Genomic DNA, 23940 nt, shown 5'->3' on the forward strand with positions numbered 1-23940 from the left:
TTCGTCGGCACGGAGCGGTTGTCCCCGTGCGCCGGCAATCTCGTACTCCCGAGGCGATGCGACTTGAAGAGAGTCTCATGACGTCATTGATCAAGGATCCGCTGCTGTGGATCCTGCTGGTGGTGCTCGCCGCTGCGGTCCTCGCAGTGCTGCGGGCCCGGAGAACCAATCTGGCGCTCCGAAGAACGAGGAAGGATCTGGAGGCGGGCCTGGGCCAGGCCCAGGGACGCATCGGGCAACTGGAAGCCCACATCGGCACGCTGGACACCCGGCACCGGGGCGAGCTGGCCGATGTGCGGGCGGACGCCGAGTCGGCGACCAAGGCCGTGCTCAAGTCGGCCATGGGCACGCTCCAGTCGCTCGCCGAGGAGCAGCAACTGCTCCTCGACCAACTGCTGAAGAAGTACGGCAACGACAGCGAGGTGCTGGCCGACCTGATGTCGGTGGACCACACCGGCAGCCAGTTCAGCCGCCGGGCCAAGGGCATCTCGGTGCTGTGCGGCGGCTGGCTGGGCCGTCGCGACGGGGCGGCGACCGTCTACGACGTCGCCCGCAGCGCCCAGGGCCGTATCAAGGACTTCGACCGGGTCAGCATCCACGCCCAGGCCAGCGTGGCCGTGGCAGGCAAGGCGGTCGAGCCGGTGGCCGTGGTGCTGGCGGAGCTGCTGGACAACGCCACGACCTACAGCGCGCCGGGCACCCCGGTGGAGGTCAACATCCAGGCCGTGCCCACGGGTGTGGTCTTCATCGTGGACGACGCCGGCCTCGGCATGGACCAGGAGACCAAGGACCGTGCGGGGGCTCTGCTGTCCGCGGACGGCCCGGTCGACATCACCGGTCTCGGCGACCCGCCCCGGTTCGGCTTCGCGGTGTGCGGCATGCTCGCGAACCGCTACGGCTTCCACGTCTCCGTCGGCTCGGTCTCCCCGTACGGCGGTGTGCGCGCGGTGATCCGGGTTCCGGAGAGCCTCCTCTCGGCCGACGTGATCACGCCCGCCGAGCCGGAGCGGGAGCCCGCCGAGGAGGGACAAGTGGACGCTCCGCAGCGCCTGGCGCCGGTGCCCGTGGGCCCGACGCGCGTGGTGGGCACGACGTCCGGCGGGCTGCCCAAGCGGCGGCGTCGTCAGGGCCCCATCGCGGTGGTGCCGCCCCCGCCGGAACCGGCCGCCCTCGACGAGGAGAGCTCCGAGTCGTCCGGCGAGGTCACCGCGTCGCGCCTGGGGGCGTTCGCACGCGGCACCCAGCTCGGACGGACCACGAACACCACGGAAGGACCTGACCACCAGTGAAGACCGACCTGTCGTGGGTGCTGAACGACGTGCTCGAGGTGCGCGGCGCCCGCCACGCCGTCCTCGTCTCGGGCGACGGCCTGCTGCTCCAGCGTTCGGACGACATCTCGCGCGACGACGCCGAGACCAACGCGGCCGCGATGAGCTCCATGCAGTCGCTGAGCCGGGCGGTCGCCGGTTTCGTCGGCGCCGGGCACGGCATCTGGAAGCAGACGCTGCTGGAGTACGACGGCGGCTGGATCTTCCTCATCGCGGCCGGGCAGGGCTCCTACCTGGCGGTCTCGGCGGCGGTGGACGTCGACATGGAGGCCGTGTCGTTCCGTATGCAGAAGACGGTGACGGCGCTGAACAAGGCCATGAGCGTGGCTCCCCGCTCCGACAACGGTGTCGACTGATGACGGGGCCCGGCGAGGAATCACCTGTCACCAGTGACTTCGTCCGCTCCTACGTCATCACCGGCGGCCGGAGCCTGCCGTCCTCGGACGAACTGGCGCTGCACACCCTCGTCACGTTGGCCCCCGACCGGACGCTGCCGCTCGGGGCCGGCCCCGAGGTGAGGGCGATCTGGGAGCTGTGCTCGGGCGGCTACCTGTCGGTCGCCGAGGTGGCCGGCCACCTCGGCCTACCGGTCGGGGTGGCCCGGCTGCTGCTCACCGATTTATCGGAACAGGGGCATCTGCTCCGCCGGGCCGAGCCGCCCCGGGCCCAGAACGTTGACAGAGCGACCCTCGAGAAGGTTCTGAATGGACTCCAATCCCTCATCGGCTGAGACGGCCCAGCAGTCCATCTACGTCTCCAGCGCGGTGACCAACGCCGCAAAGATCCTCGTCGTCGGGCACTTCGCCGTGGGCAAGACGACCTTCATCGGCTCGCTGTCGGAGATAACGCCGCTGCGCACCGAGGAGAAGATGACCCAGGCGTCGGCGCACGTCGACGACCTCAGGGGAGTCACCGGGAAGACCACCACCACGGTCGCCCTGGACTTCGGCCGTCTCACCCTCAGCGACGAGCTGGTGCTGTACCTCTTCGGCACGCCGGGACAGCAGCGGTTCATGCAGTTGTGGGAGGACATGGCGCGAGGGGCTCTGGGGGCGCTGCTGCTGGTCGACCCGGCGCGGCTGGAGGAGACCTTCCCGGTCATCGACCTCATCGAGGGCTACGGCCTGGAGTACGCCATCGCCGTCAACCGCTTCGACTCCGCCCCCGTGTACGAGGAGGCGGAAGTGCGAGAGGCGCTCGACCTGCTGCCGGACACCCCGGTCGTCCACTGCGACGCCCGGGACCAGCAGTCGTCCGCGAAGGCGCTGATCGCGCTGGTGCGGCACCTGCTCGACCGCACGTCTTGACCTCCTCGCGTCCGCCCGGTCCGGGGGTCGGAAAGCCTCGGCCTTCCGGCCCCCGGTCACCGGTTCACGGTTGTTTCACTAAGGAAGACTTCATGGAAGCTCACTCTCCGTCCGCGTCCGGTACGGGCAGATGCCCCATGCACGACGCCGGTTTCGCCACCGATCCGCACCAGGTCTACGACCGGCTGCGGGAGCATGCACCGGCCGGCCCGGTCGAGCTGGCGCCCGGTGTGGACGCCACGCTGGTCGTCGGGCACGAGATGGCGCTGCGGGTGCTGCAGAACACGGAGCTGTTCGCCCGTGACGCGCGCCGATGGAAGGACCTCAACGAGGGGCGCATAGCCCTGGACAGCCCGGTGCTGCCGATGATGGCGTACCGGCCGAGCTGTCTGTTCACCGACGGCGCGGTGCACCTGCGGCTGCGCAAGGCCGTGGTGGACAGCCTGGCGCAACTCAACACCACGCGGATCCGGCGTGACGTGGAGCCGATCGCCGACTACCTGATCGACCGGTTCAGCGAGCTGGGCCGGGCCGATCTGCTGGGCGACTACGCCAAGCTCCTTCCGCTGCTGCTGTTCAACAAGCTGTTCGGCTGCCCGGCGGACATCGGCGACACCGTCACCGCGGCCGTGTCGGCGATCTTCGACGGCAAGGACGCGGTGCGTGCCAACGAGGAACTGACCGCGTCCCTCATGGAGTTGATCGCGCTCAAGCGCCGCCGGCCCGACGACGACGTCACCTCGTGGCTGATCCAGCACCCCGCCGGGCTGACCGACGAGGAACTCAAGGACCAGCTGGTGCTGCTGATGGGCGCCGGCATCGAGCCGGAACGCAACCTCATCGGCAGTTCGCTGATGTTGCTGCTGTCCGGGACGGGCGCCCGGGAGAGCGGCATGCTGATCGAGGAGGCGATGGACCACGTGTTGTGGAACCAGACGCCGATCGCCAATTACGCCGCCCACTACCCGGTGCGGGACGTGGACCTGGGCGGCCATGTGGCCGAGGCGAACACCCCGGTGGTCATCTCCTTCGCGGGCGCCAATGCCGACCCGGCGCTGGAGGATGCCCGCCGCGTGCACAGCAAGGGCGCCCATCTGGCGTGGGGCGCGGGACCGCACGCCTGCCCCGCGAAGGACCCGGCGCAGGTGATCGCGACCACCGCGATCGAGCGGCTGCTCAACGCGCTGCCCGATCTGGAGCTCGCCGCGCCGGACAAGGAACTGGAGTGGCGGCCCGGGCCGTTCCACCGCGCGCTGGTGTCGCTGCCCGTGACGTTCAGCCCCACGCCTGCCACCCGCACGGCCACCGCCATGCGCGAGCGGGTCGCCGCGATGCCCGAGGCGGAGCGGCCGGTGTCCGTTCCGTCGTCCCAGCCGTCCCGTCAGGGCACGACACGCAAGAAGGGGTTCTGGAGCAGCTTCCTGGACGTCTTCCGTGTCTGACACCGCCACCGGTGGCAGCGCAACGAGACGTGACGGAACGCCAGTTGGCAAGGGCCCGGCATGTGACAGGTGCAACACTCAACCACACATGACATACATAGTCGGAAGGGTAGGTTCCGGCGGTAACGGTAGCGTCCAGCCGAAGGAGCACCACGTGACCGCCGTTGGCGACATAAGCGGCCCCGCCATCAGTGACCGCCGAGCCGTCGTTTCCCTTCTCCGTCACCTTCGTTCGCCGGAGGGGCAGGCCGACCCCCTGCCCGTCTGGGAGGGACTGCGCTCCATGGGGGACGTCGTGCGCGCCCCCTGGGGCGCCTACTTCGTCACCTCGTTCGAGGCATGCAGCCAGGTCCTGCGGTCCAGGAACTGGCTGGTGCCGGACTTCGCCTGGCAGGAGCGGCAGCCCGACCCGCGCCGCTGGCAGGAGCTCGCCACCCAGGAGCTCACGGGCACCCTGTCCCGTATCAACGCCCCCTCGCACACCTGCCAGCGGCGCGCGCTCGGCAACCCCTTCGACCGCTCGACCCTGGAGGGCCTGCGTCCGGCGATCGCGCGGGTCGTCACCGGACTGCTGGACGACCTGGAGAAGCGTCTGCGGGAGGACGGGGAGGCCGACTTCGTGCAGACGGTCGCCGAACTCCTCCCGGTCCGCACGGTCGGCGAGTGGCTGGGCATCCCGAAGGAGCACCACGCGCACATCCTGGACTTCGCCCACCGGCAGGCGTACGCGCAGGAACTCTTCCCCAGCAAGGAGCAGTTGGCGCAGGCGGGGCAGGCCACGCTGGAGATGCGGGCCTTCTTCGGCGAGCTGATCCGCGAGCGCCGGGCGCACCCTGGCAACGATGTCCTCACCGGCTGGATCCACCACTGGGACGCCCACTTCGCGGACGACCCGGAGGCAGCGGCGCGGGTGATCTACCACCTGACCATGTTCATCACCATCGCCTCGCTGGAGACGAGCGCGGTGCTGCTGACCAACGCGGTGCGCTTCGCCACGGAGGAGCCCGCCCGCGCGGAGTGGCTGCGGGCGCACCCCGAGCACATCGACGACCTGATCGAGGAAACGCTGCGCTACGACCCTCCGGTGTGGCTCAACTCCCATGTGGCCGCCGACGACACGGTCCTGGCGGGCACCCCGCTCGCCAAGGACACCACCGTGCACATCCTGTACGGGGCGGCGGCCCACGACCCCCGGCGCAACCCGGACCCGCACGTCTTCGACATCCAGCGCGACGGCGGCCACATCACGTTCGGCAGCGGCCCGCACTACTGCCTCGGCGCTCCCCTCGCCCGGTTCGAGGCACGGGAGGCGATGGCGCAGATCCTGGAGCGCTTCCCCACGCTCCGTCCGGCCGGGCCGCCCTCCTACGACAACTCCCGTCTCGTCTTCCGCCGCATCACGTCCCTGAAGGTGACCGTATGACCGCATCGCCCCTCGCCGAACTCCCCGCCGAACGGGTGCTCAAGACCGTCCGCACCTACCGGCAGGGGCCCCTGCTCACGGTCGAGCTGCACCTTCCCGAGGAGGGGAACGCGGTCGGCGACGCCATGCTGGACGACCTCCTCACGGTCCTGGACGACCAGGACCCGGGGGTGCGGGTCCTGGTGCTGTCGGCGGCGGGGGACGCCTTCTGCCTGGGCGGCGACCGGCGCGAGTTCCCGCAGCACCTGGACGCCGATCCCACCGGTGACGGCATCCGCGTCTCCGGGAAGAAGGCGCTGCGGGTGTGCGAGGCCCTCACGTCCAACCCCGCCGTGACCATCGCCCGGGTGCAGGGCAGGGCGGTCGGCGCTGGTGTGGGGCTGCTGCTCGCCTGTGACCTGAGGGTGGGCGTGGACACGGCCACGTTCCGGCTGCCCGAGCTGGCCCTGGGGGTGCCGCCCGCGTGGGGCGGGCTGCTCCCCCGGCTGATCAGCGAGGTGGGGGTGGCGCGGGTGCGCGAACTCATCCTCACCGCGCGGGTCTTCGACGCCCAGGAGGCCCTGGGTCTGTCGGTGCTGCACAAGGTGGTGCCGGCGGAGGCGCTCGACGCCGCGGTCATGGCGTGGGCGAAGCCCGTGCTGCGGCGTCCGGCGTCGGCGGTGCGGGTCACCAAGGCAATGCTCAACGCCCTCGCCTCGCCGACCCGGCTCGCGGACGTGTCGCTGTTCGACCCGGAACTGCTGACGGCGGTCCTCACCGGCCAGCGCGCGGCGGGCACGGCTCGCTGACCCGGTGACGCACGGACGGCGGCGCCCCCTCCGGAGGGGGCGCCGCCGTGGTCGTACGGGGCCGCGGAAAAGCCGTTGCGCCGGGCGGGGCGCCGCCCGGCGCTCGGCGCCCATGCCCACCTCGGTACGGCAGGCGGCCCCGGCCGACGCCGTCGCCGTCACCGCGCTGATGAACCGGGTCGACGAGCTGGAGATCGGCCGCCCCGAGACCGGTCTGCCACACCGTGCACGCCGGCCTGGAGCGTCCCGACACCGGCCTGGAGCGGGACTCCTGGCTGGTGGCGGACGGCGAACGGCTCGTGGCCTTCGGCCTGTTGTGGGACCCGTCGGGCGGTGAGCGCTCGGCGACGAGGAGAGCGGTGGCCGGTGGCTGCGGGAGGTGACCGCCGCGTGGGCCGAGGAACAGGGGTGGCCGGGTCCCCCCGGGGAGCCGCGCGCCGGTGATCCGGAGCGGGTGAGGGCGCTGCGGGAGCGGCTCGCCGCCCTGGTGACGGGCGAGGCGGAGCCGGTCGGGGCGCCCACCTACGTGTCGCTGCGGCCGGGCCTCGACGAGGGGCCGGGTGGCACTGGTTCCGGTCGGGAGCCCCGGGGAGCGGCTGGAGGCCGCCGTGTGGGCGCGGATTCTGCTCGCGCGGACGGACGGCACCTGGCACCGGCTGAAGCTGTGCCGGGAGCCTGCCTGCCGGTCCGCGTTCTACGACCGTTCGCGCAACAACAGCGGCGTCTGGCACGACGTCCGCCGGTGCGGGAACGCCGCGAACCTGCGCGCGTCCCGGGCCCGGCGGAAGCAGCGGGCGGCCGGGGCGCCGGCCGGGGGGTGACCGGGCGGGGACGATCACGTCGTCTGCCAGAATGGGCGGCGTTCAGGGCACGGGGTGCCCGTTGCCGGCCCAGGAGTGTTCACGGTGTCGCCACAGCACGGAACCCGCTCGTCGGGGCACGGCGGCGGAGGGCCCAAGCAGCAGCGACACGAGCGGACGCAACCTCGACCGGACCGCGAGCTGCCGCTCGTGAACCGTGAGGAGCTGCGCGCCGACTGCTCGTCCTGCTTCGGCCTCTGCTGCGTCGCCCTGCCCTTCGCCCGCTCCGCCGACTTCGCCGGGGACAAGCCCGCCGGGCGGGCCTGCGGTCATCTGCGGGACGACTTCGGCTGCGGCATCCACGCCCGGCTGCGCGACGAGGGCTACCGGGGCTGCACCGTCTTCGACTGCTTCGGCGCCGGACAGAAGGTCTCGCAGGTCACCTTCGGCGGCACCGACTGGCGGCGCGACCCGGAGTCGGCGTCCGCGATGTTCGCGGTGTTCCCGGTCATGCGGCAGCTGCACGAACTGCTCGCCTACACCGCCGAGGCGCTGGAGCTTCCGGCGGCCCGTCCCGTGCACCGCGAGCTGCGCCGGGCGCTGGCCCGGATCGAGAAGCTGACCCGGGGCGACGCCGCGTCGGTCGTGGCGCTCGACGTGAACGCGCTGCGCGGGGAGGTCAACCCGCTGCTGCTGCGGGCGAGTGAGCTGACACGGGCCCGGGTGCCGGGCCGCCGGAAGGACCACCGCGGCGCCGACCTGGCGGGCGCGCGGCTGTCGGGGGCGGATCTTCGCGGGGCGAGTCTGCGCGGCGCCCTGCTGGTCGGCGCCGACCTCACGGGGGCAGACCTGCGCGACGCCGACCTCATCGGCGCCGATCTGCGCGGCGCGGACCTGTCGGGCGCCGGCCTCACCGGCGCCCTGTTCCTCACCCAGGCGCAGCTGAACGCGGCACGGGGCGACGCGGCGACGACGCTCCCGCCGTCGCTGGGCCGCCCCGCCCACTGGGCGCGTGAGGGATCAGCCGGCGGCGTTGTCGACGCGTAGCCGGACCTGCCGCTCCAGCCGCCGCAGGCTGTCGTCGAGGGCTCCGGTCACCTGCTCCTCGCCGGGGTCGTGACCGTCGTCGAAGAAGGAGAGGTGCACGGTCACCTCGCTGGCGCCGCTGTCGATGCCGGCGACCTGGAGCCACCCGGCGTAGCCGCCCCGCTCCCGTGTGCCCCACTCGATGCGCATCTGGTCCCGCCGGGCCCGCAGCAGGGCGGAGGTGTCCTCGTCGGTGCGGTCCTCGTGCACCGTCACGGCGGGCAGTTCCTCGGCGCGCACATGCAGCTCCCCGGGCAGCCAGTCACCCATCTGGCCGACGTTCGCCGCCTGGTCGAAGACCTGCTCGGGCGGGGCCGGCATGGTGTGCGAGCGCTCGTACTCGGTCATCGGTGCACCGTCCTCGGTCGGTGACGGACGTCGGGGCCGGCCCACGGGAGGCGGGCGGCGGCCCCGGCGCGCGGGTCATTCGTTGCCGAAGACGGCCTTCTGCACCTCGTTGGGACCGTCGAACCGCTTGGTCCCGGTCTCCGACAGCTTCTTCACGAGGCCGTCGTCGGCGCCGTTGCTCCGTGCCACCGACACGAGGTCGTCCTTCGCGGCGGGGTAGTCGGCGCCCTTGAGTGCCTTCTGCAGGTCGATCGGGCTGAGGTCGGCCATGGCGGGCCTCCCGTGGTGCTTCCGGCGCGGCGGTTCCGCGCGAGGACCGGCCGGGTACCCGGCGCCGGGCGAGCCGATTCAGCTCTTCGCGCGGGTCCGGAACCCGATGCGCGGGCACCGATGACTACTCGCGTGCGCCCCCGTCCACCTCACACACGCCCCGAAGGGGCCTCGTACGAGAGACGAGGATCGCGCCATGAGCGACGGCCACTCCTGCACCCTGACCCGCACCCTGGACGCCCCAGCCGCCGCGGTCCACCAGGCCTGGGCCACGCCCGACGCCTCCGCACGCTGGGCGTACGCCGTGCCCGGCCCGGTCGAGACGGACCGGCGGCCGGGAGGCGCCTGGAAGGCCACCATGCTCACCCCTGACGGCACCGAAGGCGCCCCTCACCGGGTCGTACCTGGAGGTCGACGAGAACCGGCTGCTGGTCGTGGGCACGGACGTGCCCGGGCGCGCCGAGCCCTCCGTGATGGCGGTGGAGCTGGACGGGGGTGGGACGGCGACCCGGATCGGGCTGCGGCGACCTGTGACACGAAGGAGGAGCGGGACATGGCCGAGCAGGGCGGCACCATGCCGCTGGACAGCCTGACCCGGTTCCGCGCGGAGAGTCCCGCGGGCTGAGTGACTCGCCTGGTCGCGGACGGCCACCGGTGCGACGCTGGGGTGGTCAGCTTCCGGACGAACAGCCTGGAGGGAGACCGATGGGACGGGACGTCCCGGCGCTCACCTTCACCCGCGAGGACCGCCGCCGCTACCGGATCAAGATGCAGCTGTGCCTCGACGCGCTCGCGCAGATGCTGCGCGAGTCGCGTTTCGAGGCCGAGCGGCCCCAGGTGGGCCTCGAGATCGAGCTGAACCTGGTCGACGACCGCGGCGAGCCGGCCATGCGCAACACCGACGCGCTGGAGGCGATCGCGGACCCGGCGTGGGACACCGAGCTGGGCCGGTTCAACCTCGAGATCAACATCGCGCCCCGGCAGCTCACCGAGGGCGGTCCCGACGCCTGGGAGTCCGAGATCCGCGCCGCCCTGAACCACGCGGAGCAGCGCGCCCGGTCCATCGGCACGCACCTGATCATGACGGGCGTCCTCCCCACCCTGCGCCACGAGGACGTCGGGGAGGGCGCCCTGTCGGAGAACCCGCGCTACCGGCTGCTCAACGACCAGATCTTCGCCGCGCGCGGCGAGGACCTGCACATCGAGGTGACCGGCATCGACCGGCTGCGCACCTACGCGGACACCATCACCCCGGAGGCCGCCTGCACCAGCACGCAGTTCCACCTCCAGGTCGACCCGGAGGACTTCGCGGCGTACTGGAACGCGGCGCAGGCGGTCGCCGGGGTGCAGGTGGCGCTCGCGGCCAACTCGCCCTTCCTGTTCGGCAAGGAGCTGTGGCACGAGACGCGGATCCCGCTGTTCGAGCAGGCCACCGACACCCGCCCCGAGGAGATCAAGGTGCAGGGGGTGCGGCCCCGGGTGTGGTTCGGGGAGCGGTGGATCACCAGCGTGTTCGACCTCTTCGAGGAGAACCTGCGCTACTTCCCCGCCCTGCTCCCCCTGTGCGACGACCAGGACCCGGCGGAGACCCTGCTGCGCGGCGACATCCCGGACCTCGGCGAGCTGACGCTGCACAACGGCACCATCTACCGCTGGAACCGCCCGGTGTACGCCGTCTCCCGCGACAAGCCGCACGTGCGCATCGAGAACCGGGTGCTGCCCGCGGGGCCGACCGTCGCCGACACGCTCGCCAACGGCGCGTTCTACTACGGGCTGACCCGCGGCCTGGTGGAGGAGGAGCGGCCGGTGTGGTCGCGGATGTCCTTCTCCGCCGCCGAGGACAACCTGCGCACGGCGGCCCGCTACGGCATCGACGCGCGCCTGTACTGGCCCGGCATGGGCGAGGTGCCGGCGGCGGAGCTGGTCCTGCGGCGGCTGCTGCCGCTGGCGCACCGGGGTCTGGAGCTCTCCGGGATGGACGACGCGTGGCGGGAGCCGCTGCTCGGTGTCATCGAGCAGCGCTGTGTGACGGGCCGCAACGGCGCGGTGTGGCAGAAGGAGATGTTCCACCACATCGACGCGACCGCGCACTGCGGACGGCACGAGGCGCTGCGCCGCATGACGCAGCAGTACATCGACTACATGCATCTGAACGCGCCGGTGCACACCTGGCCCGTGGAGTGAGGTGGGAGGGCGCCGGGGCTCAGGCACGCCCCAGGATGTCCGTCACCTCCCGCCGCACCACGTCCCGCGCCTCCCCGTGCAGGCCGCCCAGGGCCGTGCCCTGAAGGGCGTCGAGCACCCGGCCCGCGTCCGCCCTCGCCGGGACGCTCGCGCCGACGACCTCGTCGCCGTCCCGTACGGCCGCGAACAGCCGCCGCCCGCCGGCCCCCTCGGCGTGCACGGCGGTGGCGACCACCAGCGGCGGCGGTCCGCCCACCTCGCCGGGCGCCTTCCAGTAGGCGCTGGCGAGCGGGCGGCGCCAGCGGATGTCCAGCATCAGGGGGCGCTTGGCCACCACCTCGGCCAGTTCGGCCTCGTACGTGCCGTCGCCGTCCATGACGGTCGCCCGCGCGTCCAGGACCAGCGCCGGGGGCAGCAGGCAGCGCAGGGTGCTGCCGACGATGTTGCCGCCGACGGTGGCCGTCCGGCGCACGGCCCCGGTGCCTATGGAGGCGGCCGCGCGGCGCAGCACCTCCGGCACGCGGTCGTCGACCTGGTGCAGCAGCACGGCCGCGCCCAGGGTCTCCGCGTCCACGACGGTGGCCTCGGGCAGCCGGCGCAGGGACATCGCCTGGTCCGGGAAGCCGTCGCGCTGCCACTGGGCCCACACGAGCGTGGCACCGCCGACGGGCACCGCGCCGTCGGCCAGGCACCGCCGGGCTTCGGACAGGGAGGTGGGGAGACGCAGCAACACGGCGATCGACCTGCTTTCCACTGCGGAGGGTCCGACGGGGGCGGGGAGTACGGCACTTGGCGGAGCGTGGAGAACCGGCACCGCATTCTCCGCAGCCGGCCGGGGGCGCGTACAGGGCTCACGCGGACGGGCCGTGCTCCGGTCTGCGACACCTTGCGCTCGGCCGTGTGTTTGCCCCATGGTTGACGCGCGTCACACGGCTCGTGGCACACCCTGATCTCTCGTACCGGAAGCGGAGGCCGCATGTTGAAACGCGCACTGAGACTCGTGCTGTCTATTGTCATGCTCATGGCCGGACTGGCGGCGGGTTCCCTGGCGACCGCCGGGACCGCGCACGCCGACGGCTGTTACACCTGGAACCGCACCCTGTCCCAGGGCGCGTCCGGCGCCGACGTCACCCAGCTCCAGATCCGGCTGAGCGGCTACCCCGGCTACGGCGCCGTGCTGGCCGTCGACGGCGAGTTCGGCCCGGCCACCGCCGCCGCCCTCAAGCGCTTCCAGTCGGCCTACGGCCTCGCCGCCGACGGTGTGGCCGGTCCTGCCACCTTCAGCAAGCTGTACGCCCTCCAGGACGACGACTGCACGCCGATCCACTTCGACTACGCCGAGCTGAACCGCTGCAACTCGACCTGGTCGGGCGGCGCGGTGAGCGCCGCGACGGCCAAGTCCAACGCCCTGCGCACCATGTGGAAGCTGGAGGCGCTGCGGCACGCGCTCGGCGACCAGCCGATCCGGGTCACCAGCGGCTTCCGCTCCCAGTCCTGCAACAGCGCCGTGGGCGGCGCGAGCAACAGCCGCCATCTGTACGGCGACGCCGCCGACCTCGGCGCGGGACCGCACTCGCTGTGCACGCTCGCCAAGCAGGCCCGCAACCACGGCTTCAACGGCATCCTCGGCCCCGGCTACCCGGGCCACAACGACCACACGCACGTCGACCACCGCGGCAGCCGCTTCTGGTCGGCCTCGACCTGCGGCATCTGACGTCCGCGTCACACGCCTGAGAGACGACGAGGGGGTCCCGCGCGGGACCCCCTCACCTGCGAGTGCGCCGTATTCAGGCGGGATTGGCCTCCGCCCGCCGTTCCCGCCACAGGGCCGTGCCCGTCGCCAGGGCGCCCAGGCCCTCCCAGGCCGCGACGCCGAGGAACGCCTCCGGCGCCCTGCCGGTGACCACGGCGACCGTGAACACCGTGCAGGTCAGCAGCCGGAACGGCACCGTCCAGCGGAAGAACGCCCGCCAGTCGGCGAGCGCGGCCAGGACGTAGTACACACCCATGTTGAGCGCCGCCATCGACGACGCCGTCACGAACGCGGACGTGTGGTCACCGCTCCCCCGCCCACCCGGCGCCGTCAGTCCCAGCAGTGACAATTGGGCGTCCGGCGAGAGCAGTCCCACGGCGCCGAGCGCGGCGGCGAGCACGCCGAACACGGCCATGGTCCAGCCCGAGGGCGAGCGGGGCAGGGTCACGGGATCAGCCCACCGTCCACTTCTGGTTCGCGGTGCCCGCGCAGGTCCAGATCTGCAGCCGGGTGCCGTTGGCCGAGTTGTTGCCGGTCACGTCCAGGCACTTGTCGGCCTGGGGGTTGACGATGTCACGGGCGGCGGTGACCACCCAGCGCTGGGCCGCCGTGCCGTTGCAGTCCCACAGCTGCACGGGCGTACCGTCGGCCGTGCCGCCCGAGGTGACGTCCAGGCACTTGCCCAGCGCCCGGATCGTGCCGTCGGAGCCGACCGTCCAGCGCTGCGCGGCGGTGCCGTTGCAGTCGTAGAGCTGGACGGGGGTGCCGTTGGCGGTGTTCGCCCCGGCGACGTCCACGCACTTGCCGGCGAGGCCGCGGATGGCGCCGCCGATCGAGGTGTCGCTGGTGGTCACCGTGACGTGGTCGACGAGGAGTTGCTGCGGGAAGACGGTGGAGCCGTCCGGGTCGCCGGGCCAGTAGCCGCCGACCGCCAGGTTGAGGATGAGGAAGAACGGCTTGTTGAAGACCCACTGGCGGCCGCCCAGGTCGGCGGGGGTGCGGGTCTGGTAGACGTTGCCGTCCACGGACCAGGTGATGCGGTCGGGCGCCCAGTCGACGGCGAACGTGTGGAAGGCGTCCGCGAAGGCCTGACCGCCGGGCAGTGTGTAGCCGGCGCCGATGCCGCCGGACCCGGAGTAGCCGGGGCCGTGGATCGTGCCGTGCACGGTGGACGGCTCGAAGCCGACGTTCTCCATGATGTCGATCTCGCCCGAGTCCGGCCAGTTGACCGGGGTGCCGAGCATCCAGAACGCGGGCCACATGCCCTGCCCGCGCGGGATCTTCATCCTTGCCTCGACGTGCCCGTACTGCGCGTGGAACTTGCCGGAGGTGTTGAGGCGGGCCGAGGTGTACTGGCAGGTGCCGTACCAGCACTGGTAGTTGGCCGGGTTCTCCTTGCGGGCGGTGATGACCAGGTGGCCCTGGCCGTCGAGCGCCGCGTTGGCGTTTCCCGCGGTGTAGTACTGCCGTTCGTGGTTGTTGACGTTGTCGCCGGTCTCGATCTGCCACTTCGATCCGTCGACCGCCGCGCCCGCGGGGCCGTCGAAGGTGTCCGAGAAGGCGACGGCCGCGGTGGAGACGTCCGAGGCCGGTGCGGCGTCGCGGGCGGGCTGCGCCTGTGCGGCCGTGCCGGCCACGCCGGAGGCGAGGAGCGCGGCGGACAGGGCTGCGACCAGCCATCTGCGGCGCGTGCGCGGAGAGGACATGGCTCTCCCTTCCGTACGGCGACCCGTGGGGACACGGGTGCGCCGACCGTGGTGGGGGGTGAAGGTTCAACCACTTGATTCAAGATGTGAGATAAGAAGGCGTCAACCCCCTGGTACGGACCAGGAATTCACATCCGGTCGCACCCCCGCCACGCAGGACGGAATCAGGCCGTGGTGCCCCAGGAGGTGCGGTGGGCGCAGTTCGGGTCGTGCTCGTTCGCGCACGACGTCCACCAGCGCTCGCAGCACGCCGCCTCGACCTCGGCGCGGGCCACGGCCGCGGCGGCCGCGTCCCGCCACGCCGCCCGGCGCCCCTCCCGCTCGCGCAGCACGGCGACGGCGCGTCGTTCGTCGGCGATGACGGTCTCGCGGACCACGCCCAGGACGGGCGCGAGGGAGGCGGCGGCCATCGCGAGGGTGGTCCAGGCGGGCACCGCGCCCCAGGTGCGCACGGTGCAGTAGGCGAGCCAGAGGGCGACGGCGATGTACATGACGGTGAGAACCCGGCTGCCCCTGCTCATGCTCGTCCCCTTCGGTCCGTCGGTCCGATGGACCTCTGATGCCCCGGAAGCAGCGCTCCATGACAAGGCGAAACGGGTCAGCTCAACATCCATGGCTCATCCAGGAGTTGGAACCGACTCGGCGCCTCTTGCCCCACACCGCCCACGAGGAGCCGGGCCACCGGGAAGCGGCGGCCGGGCATGACCGCGCCCGGACCGGTCGTGTTCGCGGCCCGCGCCGACGACGGCGGACGTGAAGGTTGACGGGAGGCCCGGCCACCAGGTCCGGGGCGTGCGCTAGATTTTGCTCGCCCTTGACCGCGATCACTCACGATCCCTCACCCTACGGAGCCGGCGCACCCATGAACGACATCGTCAACGGACTCGGCCGGGCCGGCGCCTACGGCGCACTCGGCCTGGTCCTTCTCGTCCTCGGCATCTTCCTGGTCGACCTGCTGCTGCCCGGCAAGCTCGGACGCCAGATCTGGCAGGAGCGCAACCGCAACGCGGCCGTGGTGCTCAGCTCCTCGCTGCTCGGCATCGGCGGCATCGTGTTCACCTCGATCTGGACGACCTACGACGACTTCGGCAAGGGCCTGGTCTCCACGGCGGTGTTCGGCGTGCTGGGGCTGGTGATGATGGCTGTGGCGTTCTTCGTGATCGACCTGGTCACCCCCGGACGGCTGGGCTCCACCCTGGTGGAGGTCGAACCGCACCCGGCGGTGTGGGTGACGGCGTCCTGCAACATCGCGGTGTCCGCCGTGATTTCGGCGTCCATAGCCTGACGGCTCCCGGAGAACGCCCCGAGGCCCGCGCGTCACCGCCCGGCCGGCGCGCGGACGACGCGCGGCGGCCGGGCGGTGGTGTGTTCCGGTCGGCCCGCGGTGCAGGCGGGGGACGTGGGCGCCGTCGAGCCTCCAGGGGCGAGGGCGCCGTTCCAGTCGGCGCAGCCGAGCATGACCGTGCCGCTGGTCCGACGCGTCGCCCGGCGGCAGCTGTTCGGAGTACGCGCTGCCGAGCGGCTGGTCTCCGCTCTCCTGCGGGATGCGTCGGAAGACGCCTGTGCCGCCGCTGCCCGACTCGACAGGCGCGGTGAGCGCGATGTGCTGGTGAGGGCACCCGAATTGGCGGAGCGTGAGGCGCCCTCCCGGCCCAGCGCCCAGGGGTCGAGGGTGATGACGGCCGCCGCGCCCCCGTTCGTGACGGCGGTGGTGTCCGCGTCGAGCCCGCCGAGCACGACTACGGCCGGAAAAGACCCGTCGACGATGGGCAGTTCGACGCCGGCGCTGCGCCGGCGCGCTCGGCCGGACGTCGGAACAGCACGTCCGGACCGGCGTGGGAGGCCAGAACTTTCGGCCGGTTTCCGTACATGACCGCCGGTCATGCCGGACGTCCGAGGGGAATCGTCCAGGGCCGGAGCGGCGGCCGTCAGGCCACCCGGCGGCGCTCCGGGGCGACCGCCGGGCGGGCGGGCGCCTGGGGGACGCGGGTGGCCGTACGGACGCGGTACGTCGTGCGGTTGGGGTCGACGACCGGCTCGCCGAGGGTGATGCGGCCGCTCGCCTGCAGCTCGTCGCACTCGGCGGTGGGCAGCGCCGCGTAGCAGCCGCCGGCGCCGGTGGCCGGGTCGATCGGACGCCAGTAGCTGTACCGCCGGCGGCCGTTGGCGAACACCGTCACGTACGTCGGGGTGCGCGGGTCCGCGATGATGCGCAGCACGTCGGCCGTGGTCGCGGGCGACGCGGGCGCGGCGGCCCGCGCGGCCGGGGACGGGGCGGAGGCCGCCCGGGCGCGCCGTCGGCGGACGGTCGGCAGGTCGACGAGGGTGGACGGGCGGTCGACGGTGGCGAGCATCTGAAGGACCTTTCCGGAGCCGGACACGAGACCGTCTACCCAGCACCGCGCCGGAGTTGATCTCCTTTTCCGATCATTGTGCAACCTCACACCGACAACGTGCGACGGTTTTCGGACGTTCCCGGTCGACGTGTCGACATGACGACCGTGACGGGCCGTCAGCCGTAAGGCATCACGCGTCGGCGAGCGGGTCGTGGCCCCAGTTCATCAGCGAGTGCCGCCAGCGCGTGTCGGTGACGTCGCCGGACGGGCGCTGCGCGAGGTGGCGGTTGATGTAGCCGACGACCTTGCGCATATGGGCGTAGTCGTCGTCGGTGAGGTCGGCGCGCCTGGTCCGCAGCAGCTCGACGATGCGCCGTCCCGAGGCGTGCCCGGTCGACTCGCCCCCGTCCTTGTGCTGCCCCGCGCTCCGCGACTCGTCGGTCCCCAGCCACTTCTCCAGGTCGCCGGGGGTCATGTTGACCAGCTCCCGGAACGCGTTCCAGGTCTCCTCGTCGTCCGCGGCCACGGCGCTCACTTCTTCTTCTTGAGCGCGGACGGCTTGTGCACCGCGGTCTTCCCGGACTTGTCGCTGCGCACCTCGTACTGCGGCTCTTCCTCGGAGGCCGCGACGGTGCGTCCGGCCGCCTCGGTCCGCTCGGTGATCTTCTGCTCGACCTCGCCCGTCGTCTCGCTGCCGTGGCTGCTCCAGGCGACGTGGTCGCCCTCGTGCAGGTCCTTGCCCGGCTTCTTGTCCTTCGCCATGTCCGGCGCCTCCTTCGTGTCGGCCGTGGGGCCGCTCTCCACCCTGCTGGCAGCGGCGGCCGCGCGCATCTCGGGCGGACGGCCGTCCGGGCCGGCCCCCGTGGAGGGGACCGGCCCGGACAGGTGGATCAGCGCGCCGGTGGGACCGGGCGGGCGGTGCGGATCAGACGAGGTCGAACCGGTCGAGGTTCATGACCTTGTCCCACGCCTTGACGAAGTCCGCGACGAACTTGCCCTTGGCGTCGTCGCTCGCGTAGACCTCGGCGAGGGCGCGCAGCTCGGAGTTCGAGCCGAACACCAGGTCGGCGCGGGAGCCGGTCCACTTGACCTCGCCGGTGGCGGCGTCACGGGCCTCGAACGCGGTCTGGTCCTCGGACGTCGACTTCCAGGTGGTGCCCAGGTCGAGCAGGTTCACGAAGAAGTCGTTGGTGAGGACGCCCGGCGTCTCGGTGAGCACGCCCTGCGTGGACTGCTTGTAGGTGGCGCCGAGGGCGCGCAGGCCGCCGACGAGCACCGTCATCTCGGGGGCGCTCAGGTCGAGCAGGTTGGCCTTGTCGACCAGCAGGTACTCGGCCTGGAGCCGATTGCCCTTGCCCTGGTAGTTGCGGAAGCCGTCGGCGGTCGGCTCGAGCGCGGCGAACGACTCGACGTCCGTCTGCTCCTGCGTCGCGTCGACGCGGCCCGGGGTGAAGGGCACCTCGATGTCGAAGCCCGCGTCCTTGGCGGCCTTCTCCACGGCGGCGACACCGCCGAGCACCACCAGGTCGGCGAAGGAGACCTGCTTGCCGCCGGTCTGCTCGGCGTTGAACGCCTCCTGGACGCCCTCCAGGGCGCGGATGACGCCGGCGAGCCGGTCGGGGTCGTTGGCCTCCCAGCCGCGCTGCGGCTCGAGGCGGATACGGCCGCCGTTGGCGCCGCCGCGCTTGTCGCTGGCGCGGAAGGAGGAGGCCGCGGCCCACGCCGCCGACACCAGGTCGGACACGGACACGCCGGTGGCGAGGATGCGCTCCTTGAGAATGGCGACGTCCGCGGCGTCGACGAGCTCGTGGGTGCGCTCCGGCAGCGGGTCCTGCCACAGCAGCGTCTCCTCCGGGACCTCGGGGCCGAGGTAGAGGGACTTCGGGCCCATGTCGCGGTGGGTGAGCTTGTACCAGGCGCGGGCGAAGGCGTCGGCGAACTCGTCCGGGTTCTCGTAGAACCGGCGGGAGATCTGCTCGTAGACCGGGTCGAAGCGCAGCGACAGGTCGGTGGTGAGCATCGTCGGCTTGTGCTTCTTCGACGGGTCGTGCGCGTCGGGGACGATCGCCTCGGCGTCCTTGGCCACCCACTGCTTGGCGCCGGCCGGGGACTCCGTCAGCTCGTACTCGTACTCGAACAGGTTCTTGAAGAACCCGTTGCTCCACTGGGTGGGCGTGGCGGTCCAGGTGACCTCCAGGCCGGAGGTGATGGTGTCGCCGCCCTTGCCGGTGCCGTAGGTGTTGCGCCAGCCGAGGCCCTGCTCCTCCAGGGTGGCGGCCTCGGGGTCGGGGCCGACGTGGTCGGCGGGGCCGGCGCCGTGGGTCTTGCCGAAGGTGTGGCCGCCGGCGATCAGCGCGACGGTCTCCTCGTCGTTCATCGCCATGCGGCGGAACGTCTCACGGATGTCGCGGGCCGCGGCGACCGGGTCCGGGTTGCCGTTGGGGCCCTCGGGGTTGACGTAGATGAGGCCCATCTGGACGGCGCCGAGCGGGTTCTCCAGCTCACGGTCGCCGGAGTAGCGCTTGTCGTCCAGCCAGGTGGTCTCGGGACCCCAGTAGACGTCCTCCTCCGGTTCCCACACGTCCTCGCGGCCGCCGGCGAAGCCGAAGGTCTCGAAGCCCATCGTCTCCAGGGCGACGTTGCCCGCGAGGATCATCAGGTCGGCCCAGGACAGGCTCTGGCCGTACTTCTTCTTCACCGGCCACAGCAGGCGGCGGGCCTTGTCCAGGTTGGCGTTGTCCGGCCAGCTGTTGAGCGGGGCGAACCGCTGCTGGCCGGCGCCGGCGCCGCCACGGCCGTCGCTGATGCGGTAGGTGCCGGCGCTGTGCCAGGCCATGCGGACGATCAGCGGGCCGTAGTGGCCGAAGTCGGCGGGCCACCAGTCCTGGGAGGTGGTGAGAACTTCGGCGATGTCCCGCTTCACCGCCGGGAGGTCGAGGGACTGGAACGCCTTCGCGTAGTCGAAGTCCTCACCGAGGGGGTTCGCGGCCGGCGGGTTCTTCGCGAGGATCTTCAGGTTCAGACGGTCGGGCCACCACTGACGGTTGCCGCCGCCCTGGGTGGGGTGCGGCGCGCGATCGTGCGCCACCGGGCAGCCGCCTGCCCCCTCCGCCTTGGAATCGGTGACGATCGCGTCATGGTTCTCGGTCATGGGGATCCTTCCGGGCGAAAAATGTTCGCGCAGTTCAGGCACTGCGGGAGGTGGAACAGCCGGGGCACAGGCCCCAGTAGACGACTTCGGCCTCGTCGACCTCGAAGCCGTGGCCGTCGGACGCGGTCAGGCAGGGGGCCTCGCCGACCGCGCAGTCGACGTCGGCCACGGCGCCGCAGGAACGGCACACCAGATGGTGGTGGTTGTCCCCGACGCGCCCCTCGTAGAGGGCGGCGCTGCCGGCCGGCGTGATGCGCCGCACCAGGCCCGCGGCGCTCAGCGCGTTCAGGCCCTCGTACACCGCCTGCAGGGAGACATGCCCTATGCGCCGGCGCACCTCGTCGGCGATGGTCTCGACGCCGAGGTGGCCGCCCTGGCGGACGGTGTCGAGGAGCGCGACACGGGCGGCGGTCACTCGGAGCCCCGCACCGCGCAACTCCTCGGCTGTGGTCGACGGCCGGGATGCGGTCATGGCCCTGAACTTACCGCCGAAGACGCGAACAATTCCAGAGAACGAACAGATCCATTCTTGGGGCGTGTCCGGTAACGGCGGGTGGCTCCCGGGTTGCGCACGGCACCGGTGCGGGGCGCCCTTTCGTACGACCCCGGGGGTCAGTGCAGGACGTCGAGCGCCCCCGGGAGGATTCTCGCCGTGACGGGCAGCGTCGCGTCGACCTCGCCGTCCGTGCCGTACGGGATCGCCCGGTCGGCCTCGACGCGTATCTCGCGGCCGCGCAGGACGCGCACCTGGGGGCGGTGCACGTGGGCGCCGGTACGCAGTTCGTTCATCAGGGCGAAGAACAGCAGACGGGGCGCGTGGCGGATCATGACGACGTCGAGGAGGCCGTCGTCCAGTCGGGCGTCCGGGGCGATGAGCCGGCCGGACCCGTACGTGCCCGAGTTGGCGGCGACGACGGTGTAGCCCGTGTGGGTGTGTTCCTCGCCGTCGACGGTGACGGTGTAGCGGGCGGGGCGCCAGGTGGTGACGGCCCGCAGGCCGCCCGCGTAGTAGGACGCCGAACCGCGCAGCAGGCGGGAGCGGTTGGCGTGCCGGTTGGCGAGGGCGTCGACCCCGGCGTAGACGCTGCCGAGGACGACGACGCGGTCGTGGGTGGCCGAGGTGACCTCGATGGTGTCGACGGGGCGCGGCTCGGCGTGCAGCAGGACGGCCGCGAGGGCCTCCGGGTCGCGGGGCAGGCCGAGCGCCCGGGCGAAGTCGTTGCCCCGGCCGGCCGGGACCAGGCCGAGGGTGGCGCCGGTGCCGCTGAGGGCGCCGCCGACACAGCCGGCCATGCCGTCCCCGCCGACGGCCAGCACGATGCGGCCCGCCGCTCCGGCGGCGACCGCGAGCTCCCTGGCGTGCGCCAGACTCCGGCTGTACTCGGTCACCAGCTCGGCACCCGCCTCCCGCAGATGCCGGGCGACGGCGAGCAGGGCGGCCGCGGAGCCGGCCGCGCCCGCGGTGGGGTTGACGACGGCGGTGAACTGTCGCATGGGATGCCTCCGGGGGACGGCCGAGGGGGTGGGTGGAGGTGCGGGAGCCCGGCGGGGCCGGGTGCTTGGTGCTTGGCGCGTGGCACGGTGCCTGGCAGGGCGGTGCGGGACGGTGGCGCGGTGGGCGCCCCACGGCCCAGCGGGGGGCCGGTGAGGGCCACCGGCGCGGGCCCGCCGGAGCCGCGCGCCCGGGACCGGGCCGCTCGAGCCGGTGGCCGAGGCGCGCCCGGAACGGGCGCCACGGACCATGGCGGCGGCCGGCCCTGGGAGGGTGACCGGGCATCTGCACCCAGGCCGGCGAGGGCCGTTCGGCCGACGGATCGGCACCGACGCCTCTCCGCCGCGGGCCCACCGTCGGACCGAGCCGCGCTCAGGGGGCGGGCGGCCCGGCGGATGTCTGGTGCCGGTCCGGGTGATCGGCACCGGGCCGGGCAACCAATGCCGAGCTGAGCGACCAGCTCCGGACCGAACAACCGGTGGCGGCCGGGCAGCCGGCGCCGGGCCAGGCACTCGGCGCCCGTCCGGCACGGCCGGCGCCGAACCGGACCGCCGATGCCGCGCCGGGCGACCGGTGCCGGTTCGGCGACCGGTACCGAACCCGCGACCGGTACCGATCCGGTGACAGGTGCCGAACCCGCGACCGGTACCGGTCCGGTGACCGGTGCCGAACCGGTGACCGGGGCAGAACCGGCGACCGGTGCCGGTCCAGCGACCGGTGCAGAACCAGTGGCCGGTGCCCGTCCGGTGACCGGTACCGAACCGGCGACCGGGGCAGAACCGGCAACCGGTGCCGGTCCAGCGACCGGTGCAGAACCAGTGGCCGGTGCCGGTCCGGTGACCGGTGCCGAAGTCCGGCGCACGGGCGCGACGCCCCTCAGTCCGCCGGCAGGAGCACGCCGGGATTCAGCACGCCCCCAGGATCCAGCCGCCCCTTCACCGCGCGGAGCGCCTCCGCGCCGAGAGGGCCGATCTCGCGGAGGTACCAGTCGCGGTGGTCCGTGCCGACGCCGTGGTGGTGGCTGATGGTGCCGCCCGCGGTGAGGATCGCCTCGTTCGCGGCATGCTTGGCGCGGGTCCAGTGGGCCACGGGGTCCTCGCCCTGCGCGGACACGACCGTGAAGTACAGGGAGGCGCCGTTCTCGTAGACGTGGGAGATGTGACACATCACCAGGGGCGGGGTGCCGGCCTCGGTGAGGGTGGCGGTGAGCGCGTCGCGTACGGCCGCGTACAGGCCGGGGAGGCCGGACCAGAACGTGGCCGTCTCCAGCGTCTCCGCGAAGGCCCCGGCGTCGAGGAGGGCGTCCCGCAGGTAGGGCGCGGAGTAGCGGCCGTGGGCCCAGCGCCGGCCGGGCTCCTCGCCGAGGGGGGTGCCGCCGCACTCCCGCAGGACGGCGGCGGCCCGCTCACGCCGGTACGCCGTGTCCTCCTCCGTGCCCTCGTACCCGGCGACGGCCGTGCAGCCGCTCGCCTCGAGGTCGCCGGAGCCGATCGCCTCGGGGTTGGCGAGGCCGACGAGGGTCTCGGTCTCGTCGGACAGGCGCAGCACGGTGGGCCGGGGTCCGTCCTGGGCGAGGCGGCGCAGGGCGGCGGCGCCCGCGTCGAAGGTGGGGAAGCTCCAGCCCTCGTAGACGCGGGTCTGCGGCGCCGGACGGATCCGGACGGTCACCGAGGTGATGACGCCGAACGCGCCCTCCGAGCCGAGGAGGAGCTGGCGCAGGTCGGGTCCGGCGGCGGAGCGCGGGGCGCGGCCGGTGTCGAGGGTGCCCTCGGGGGTGGCGAGGGTGAGGGAGAGGACCATCTCGTCGAAGCGCCCGTACCCGGCGGAGGCCTGGCCGCTGGAGCGGGTGGCGGCGAAGCCGCCGATGGTGGCCCATTCGTAGGACTGCGGGAAGTGGCCGAGGGTGAAGCCGTGTCCGGCGAGGAGCGCCTCGGCCTGCGGGGCCCGCAGGCCGGGCTGGAGGGTGGCGGTGCGGGAGACCGGGTCGAGGTCGAGCAGGCGGTTCATGCGCCGCAGGTCGAGGGCGACGAACGTGCCGCGCGCCTCGGGGGCGAGTCCGCCGACGACGGAGGTGCCGCCGCCGAACGGGACGGCCGTCAGGCTGTGTTCGGCGCACAGGCGGAGCACGGCCAGGACCTCGTCGTGCGTGGCGGGCAGCAGCACGGCAGCGGGGAGCGCGGCCGCGAGGTCGCCGCCGCGCATACGGAGCAGGTCGGGGGTGGACTTGCCGCGGGTGTGCCGGACTCGGGTCTCGGCGTCGGTGCGGACGTGCGCCTCGTCGCCCAGCGCGGCGGCGAGGGTGCGGTGCGCGTCGGGGGCGAGCGGGCTCGCGGGGACGTCCAGGTCCTCGAGGGCGACGGTCGCCGTCTCGCGCGGCTTGACGCCGAGCAGGTCGCGCAGCAGTCCGGTCACCGGGTCCGGCAGCGGGGCCGTCCGCCCTGGGTCGCCCCAGCCGCTCCAGAGCATGTCCATGTCTGTCGTCCTCACGGGTCCGTCCTGACGGGTCGGAAGAGAGCGATGCCGTCG

At 72.7% G+C, this 23940-nt stretch carries 27 protein-coding genes; 14 read left to right on the top strand and 13 right to left on the bottom strand.

Features of this window, described 5'->3' with window-relative positions:
- Positions 1-77: 77 nt before the first annotated feature.
- The 10 genes from ACQY0Z_RS34225 to ACQY0Z_RS34270 all read left to right on the top strand — a co-directional run bounded on the left by ACQY0Z_RS34225 (position 78) and on the right by ACQY0Z_RS34270 (position 8135).
- Complete coding sequence (locus tag ACQY0Z_RS34225) at positions 78-1289, top strand: ATP-binding protein (RefSeq protein WP_189899932.1); 1212 nt, start codon at positions 78-80, stop codon at positions 1287-1289.
- Positions 1286-1684 (top strand): roadblock/LC7 domain-containing protein, encoded by a 399-nt coding sequence (locus tag ACQY0Z_RS34230; protein WP_189899930.1) that lies wholly within the window; start codon positions 1286-1288, stop codon positions 1682-1684. The genes ACQY0Z_RS34225 and ACQY0Z_RS34230 overlap by 4 nt, the downstream gene beginning before the upstream one ends.
- Positions 1684-2058 carry a DUF742 domain-containing protein gene (locus ACQY0Z_RS34235; RefSeq protein WP_189899928.1) on the top strand — a complete coding sequence of 125 codons (375 nt, stop codon included), beginning with the start codon at positions 1684-1686 and terminating at the stop codon, positions 2056-2058. Before ACQY0Z_RS34230 ends, ACQY0Z_RS34235 begins: the two co-directional genes overlap by 1 nt.
- Positions 2033-2635: a GTP-binding protein gene (locus ACQY0Z_RS34240; protein WP_189899926.1), complete on the top strand. Its 603-nt coding sequence runs from the start codon at positions 2033-2035 to the stop codon at positions 2633-2635. Before ACQY0Z_RS34235 ends, ACQY0Z_RS34240 begins: the two co-directional genes overlap by 26 nt.
- A gap of 137 nt (positions 2636-2772) precedes the next feature.
- Entirely contained in the window at positions 2773-4077 is a 1305-nt protein-coding gene (locus ACQY0Z_RS34245) for a cytochrome P450 (protein ID WP_189900116.1), read from the top strand.
- 154 nt (positions 4078-4231) lie between these two features.
- Positions 4232-5500, top strand: a complete 1269-nt coding sequence (locus ACQY0Z_RS34250; RefSeq protein WP_189899924.1) for a cytochrome P450 — start codon at positions 4232-4234, stop codon at positions 5498-5500.
- Complete coding sequence (locus ACQY0Z_RS34255) at positions 5497-6288, top strand: enoyl-CoA hydratase/isomerase family protein (RefSeq protein WP_189899922.1); 792 nt, start codon at positions 5497-5499, stop codon at positions 6286-6288. The genes ACQY0Z_RS34250 and ACQY0Z_RS34255 overlap by 4 nt, the downstream gene beginning before the upstream one ends.
- A gap of 224 nt (positions 6289-6512) precedes the next feature.
- The gene (locus tag ACQY0Z_RS34260; protein ID WP_189899920.1) at positions 6513-6671 is read left to right on the top strand and encodes a hypothetical protein; all 159 of its coding nucleotides are present in this window, start codon (positions 6513-6515) and stop codon (positions 6669-6671) included.
- Between the two features lie 177 nt (positions 6672-6848).
- On the top strand, positions 6849-7109 hold the full coding sequence (locus tag ACQY0Z_RS34265) for a CGNR zinc finger domain-containing protein (protein WP_254585924.1): 261 nt from the start codon (positions 6849-6851) through the stop codon (positions 7107-7109).
- A gap of 84 nt (positions 7110-7193) precedes the next feature.
- Positions 7194-8135 (top strand): pentapeptide repeat-containing protein, encoded by a 942-nt coding sequence (locus ACQY0Z_RS34270; protein ID WP_381728813.1) that lies wholly within the window; start codon positions 7194-7196, stop codon positions 8133-8135.
- On the opposite strand, the gene ACQY0Z_RS34275 is transcribed toward ACQY0Z_RS34270, so the two are convergent.
- Together ACQY0Z_RS34275 and ACQY0Z_RS34280 are read right to left on the bottom strand one after the other, a co-directional pair.
- Entirely contained in the window at positions 8109-8522 is a 414-nt protein-coding gene (locus ACQY0Z_RS34275) for an SRPBCC family protein (RefSeq protein ID WP_189899918.1), read from the bottom strand. The two genes, ACQY0Z_RS34270 and ACQY0Z_RS34275, sit on opposite strands and share 27 nt — an antisense overlap.
- Before the next feature lie 75 nt (positions 8523-8597).
- Positions 8598-8792 carry a DUF2795 domain-containing protein gene (locus ACQY0Z_RS34280; RefSeq protein ID WP_019525682.1) on the bottom strand — a complete coding sequence of 65 codons (195 nt, stop codon included), beginning with the start codon at positions 8790-8792 and terminating at the stop codon, positions 8598-8600.
- Between the two features lie 196 nt (positions 8793-8988).
- Between ACQY0Z_RS34280 and ACQY0Z_RS34285 the strand changes: the two genes are divergently transcribed.
- On the top strand, positions 8989-9417 hold the full coding sequence (locus tag ACQY0Z_RS34285) for an SRPBCC domain-containing protein (protein ID WP_439813503.1): 429 nt from the start codon (positions 8989-8991) through the stop codon (positions 9415-9417).
- 80 nt (positions 9418-9497) lie between these two features.
- Entirely contained in the window at positions 9498-10976 is a 1479-nt protein-coding gene (locus ACQY0Z_RS34290; protein ID WP_189899916.1) for a glutamate-cysteine ligase family protein, read from the top strand.
- 19 nt (positions 10977-10995) lie between these two features.
- Here ACQY0Z_RS34290 and ACQY0Z_RS34295 read toward each other — a convergent pair whose 3' ends face one another.
- The gene (locus ACQY0Z_RS34295; protein WP_381728809.1) at positions 10996-11709 is read right to left on the bottom strand and encodes an FAD binding domain-containing protein; all 714 of its coding nucleotides are present in this window, start codon (positions 11707-11709) and stop codon (positions 10996-10998) included.
- Positions 11710-11952: 243 nt separating this feature from the next.
- On the opposite strand from ACQY0Z_RS34295, the gene ACQY0Z_RS34300 reads away from it, so the two are divergent.
- The gene (locus ACQY0Z_RS34300) at positions 11953-12690 is read left to right on the top strand and encodes a D-Ala-D-Ala carboxypeptidase family metallohydrolase (protein ID WP_254585927.1); all 738 of its coding nucleotides are present in this window, start codon (positions 11953-11955) and stop codon (positions 12688-12690) included.
- Between the two features lie 73 nt (positions 12691-12763).
- Here ACQY0Z_RS34300 and ACQY0Z_RS34305 read toward each other — a convergent pair whose 3' ends face one another.
- The 3 genes from ACQY0Z_RS34305 to ACQY0Z_RS34315 all read right to left on the bottom strand — a co-directional run bounded on the left by ACQY0Z_RS34305 (position 12764) and on the right by ACQY0Z_RS34315 (position 14956).
- Complete coding sequence (locus ACQY0Z_RS34305; RefSeq protein WP_439813552.1) at positions 12764-13144, bottom strand: hypothetical protein; 381 nt, start codon at positions 13142-13144, stop codon at positions 12764-12766.
- 37 nt (positions 13145-13181) lie between these two features.
- The gene (locus ACQY0Z_RS34310) at positions 13182-14435 is read right to left on the bottom strand and encodes a lectin (RefSeq protein ID WP_347224493.1); all 1254 of its coding nucleotides are present in this window, start codon (positions 14433-14435) and stop codon (positions 13182-13184) included.
- A gap of 164 nt (positions 14436-14599) precedes the next feature.
- Positions 14600-14956, bottom strand: coding sequence for a hypothetical protein (locus tag ACQY0Z_RS34315; protein ID WP_189899909.1), 357 nt, complete (start codon positions 14954-14956; stop codon positions 14600-14602).
- 341 nt (positions 14957-15297) lie between these two features.
- Here ACQY0Z_RS34315 and ACQY0Z_RS34320 point away from each other — a divergent pair, with 341 nt between their 5' ends.
- Positions 15298-15720 carry a DUF350 domain-containing protein gene (locus ACQY0Z_RS34320; protein WP_189899907.1) on the top strand — a complete coding sequence of 141 codons (423 nt, stop codon included), beginning with the start codon at positions 15298-15300 and terminating at the stop codon, positions 15718-15720.
- Between the two features lie 643 nt (positions 15721-16363).
- Here ACQY0Z_RS34320 and ACQY0Z_RS34325 read toward each other — a convergent pair.
- The 7 genes from ACQY0Z_RS34325 to ACQY0Z_RS34355 form a co-directional block, all read right to left on the bottom strand.
- Positions 16364-16789 (bottom strand): hypothetical protein, encoded by a 426-nt coding sequence (locus tag ACQY0Z_RS34325; protein ID WP_439813504.1) that lies wholly within the window; start codon positions 16787-16789, stop codon positions 16364-16366.
- A gap of 172 nt (positions 16790-16961) precedes the next feature.
- Positions 16962-17306, bottom strand: coding sequence for a DUF3140 domain-containing protein (locus tag ACQY0Z_RS34330; RefSeq protein ID WP_189899903.1), 345 nt, complete (start codon positions 17304-17306; stop codon positions 16962-16964).
- Positions 17303-17533 (bottom strand): DUF2945 domain-containing protein, encoded by a 231-nt coding sequence (locus ACQY0Z_RS34335; RefSeq protein ID WP_026243949.1) that lies wholly within the window; start codon positions 17531-17533, stop codon positions 17303-17305. The genes ACQY0Z_RS34330 and ACQY0Z_RS34335 overlap by 4 nt, the downstream gene beginning before the upstream one ends.
- A gap of 163 nt (positions 17534-17696) precedes the next feature.
- The gene (katG, locus tag ACQY0Z_RS34340) at positions 17697-19922 is read right to left on the bottom strand and encodes a catalase/peroxidase HPI (RefSeq protein ID WP_439813505.1); all 2226 of its coding nucleotides are present in this window, start codon (positions 19920-19922) and stop codon (positions 17697-17699) included.
- Positions 19923-19956: 34 nt separating this feature from the next.
- On the bottom strand, positions 19957-20394 hold the full coding sequence (locus ACQY0Z_RS34345) for a Fur family transcriptional regulator (protein ID WP_189899900.1): 438 nt from the start codon (positions 20392-20394) through the stop codon (positions 19957-19959).
- A 140-nt stretch (positions 20395-20534) separates the two neighbouring features.
- Entirely contained in the window at positions 20535-21416 is an 882-nt protein-coding gene (locus ACQY0Z_RS34350) for a YegS/Rv2252/BmrU family lipid kinase (RefSeq protein WP_189899898.1), read from the bottom strand.
- Between the two features lie 874 nt (positions 21417-22290).
- Positions 22291-23886, bottom strand: a complete 1596-nt coding sequence (locus tag ACQY0Z_RS34355; RefSeq protein ID WP_439813553.1) for an FAD-binding oxidoreductase — start codon at positions 23884-23886, stop codon at positions 22291-22293.
- Between the last annotated feature and the right edge of the window lie 54 nt (positions 23887-23940).

Source organism: Streptomyces sp. P9-2 (assembly GCF_051903975.1).
GTDB classification, from domain to species: Bacteria; Actinomycetota; Actinomycetes; order Streptomycetales; family Streptomycetaceae; genus Streptomyces; species Streptomyces cellulosae.

Coding starts and splice junctions, on each gene's coding strand:
- katG (WP_439813505.1), bottom strand. CDS start 19,922: ATGACCGAGAACCATGACGCGATCGTCACCGATTCCAAGGCGGAGGGG.
- ACQY0Z_RS34275 (WP_189899918.1), bottom strand. CDS start 8,522: ATGACCGAGTACGAGCGCTCGCACACCATGCCGGCCCCGCCCGAGCAG.
- ACQY0Z_RS34245 (WP_189900116.1), top strand. CDS start 2,773: ATGCACGACGCCGGTTTCGCCACCGATCCGCACCAGGTCTACGACCGG.
- ACQY0Z_RS34310 (WP_347224493.1), bottom strand. CDS start 14,435: ATGTCCTCTCCGCGCACGCGCCGCAGATGGCTGGTCGCAGCCCTGTCC.
- ACQY0Z_RS34345 (WP_189899900.1), bottom strand. CDS start 20,394: ATGACCGCATCCCGGCCGTCGACCACAGCCGAGGAGTTGCGCGGTGCG.
- ACQY0Z_RS34255 (WP_189899922.1), top strand. CDS start 5,497: ATGACCGCATCGCCCCTCGCCGAACTCCCCGCCGAACGGGTGCTCAAG.
- ACQY0Z_RS34285 (WP_439813503.1), top strand. CDS start 8,989: ATGAGCGACGGCCACTCCTGCACCCTGACCCGCACCCTGGACGCCCCA.
- ACQY0Z_RS34315 (WP_189899909.1), bottom strand. CDS start 14,956: ATGAGCAGGGGCAGCCGGGTTCTCACCGTCATGTACATCGCCGTCGCC.
- ACQY0Z_RS34280 (WP_019525682.1), bottom strand. CDS start 8,792: ATGGCCGACCTCAGCCCGATCGACCTGCAGAAGGCACTCAAGGGCGCC.
- ACQY0Z_RS34335 (WP_026243949.1), bottom strand. CDS start 17,533: ATGGCGAAGGACAAGAAGCCGGGCAAGGACCTGCACGAGGGCGACCAC.
- ACQY0Z_RS34240 (WP_189899926.1), top strand. CDS start 2,033: ATGGACTCCAATCCCTCATCGGCTGAGACGGCCCAGCAGTCCATCTAC.
- ACQY0Z_RS34235 (WP_189899928.1), top strand. CDS start 1,684: ATGACGGGGCCCGGCGAGGAATCACCTGTCACCAGTGACTTCGTCCGC.
- ACQY0Z_RS34305 (WP_439813552.1), bottom strand. CDS start 13,144: ATGGCCGTGTTCGGCGTGCTCGCCGCCGCGCTCGGCGCCGTGGGACTG.
- ACQY0Z_RS34290 (WP_189899916.1), top strand. CDS start 9,498: ATGGGACGGGACGTCCCGGCGCTCACCTTCACCCGCGAGGACCGCCGC.
- ACQY0Z_RS34225 (WP_189899932.1), top strand. CDS start 78: ATGACGTCATTGATCAAGGATCCGCTGCTGTGGATCCTGCTGGTGGTG.
- ACQY0Z_RS34350 (WP_189899898.1), bottom strand. CDS start 21,416: ATGCGACAGTTCACCGCCGTCGTCAACCCCACCGCGGGCGCGGCCGGC.
- ACQY0Z_RS34355 (WP_439813553.1), bottom strand. CDS start 23,886: ATGGACATGCTCTGGAGCGGCTGGGGCGACCCAGGGCGGACGGCCCCG.
- ACQY0Z_RS34320 (WP_189899907.1), top strand. CDS start 15,298: ATGAACGACATCGTCAACGGACTCGGCCGGGCCGGCGCCTACGGCGCA.
- ACQY0Z_RS34325 (WP_439813504.1), bottom strand. CDS start 16,789: ATGCTCGCCACCGTCGACCGCCCGTCCACCCTCGTCGACCTGCCGACC.
- ACQY0Z_RS34300 (WP_254585927.1), top strand. CDS start 11,953: ATGTTGAAACGCGCACTGAGACTCGTGCTGTCTATTGTCATGCTCATG.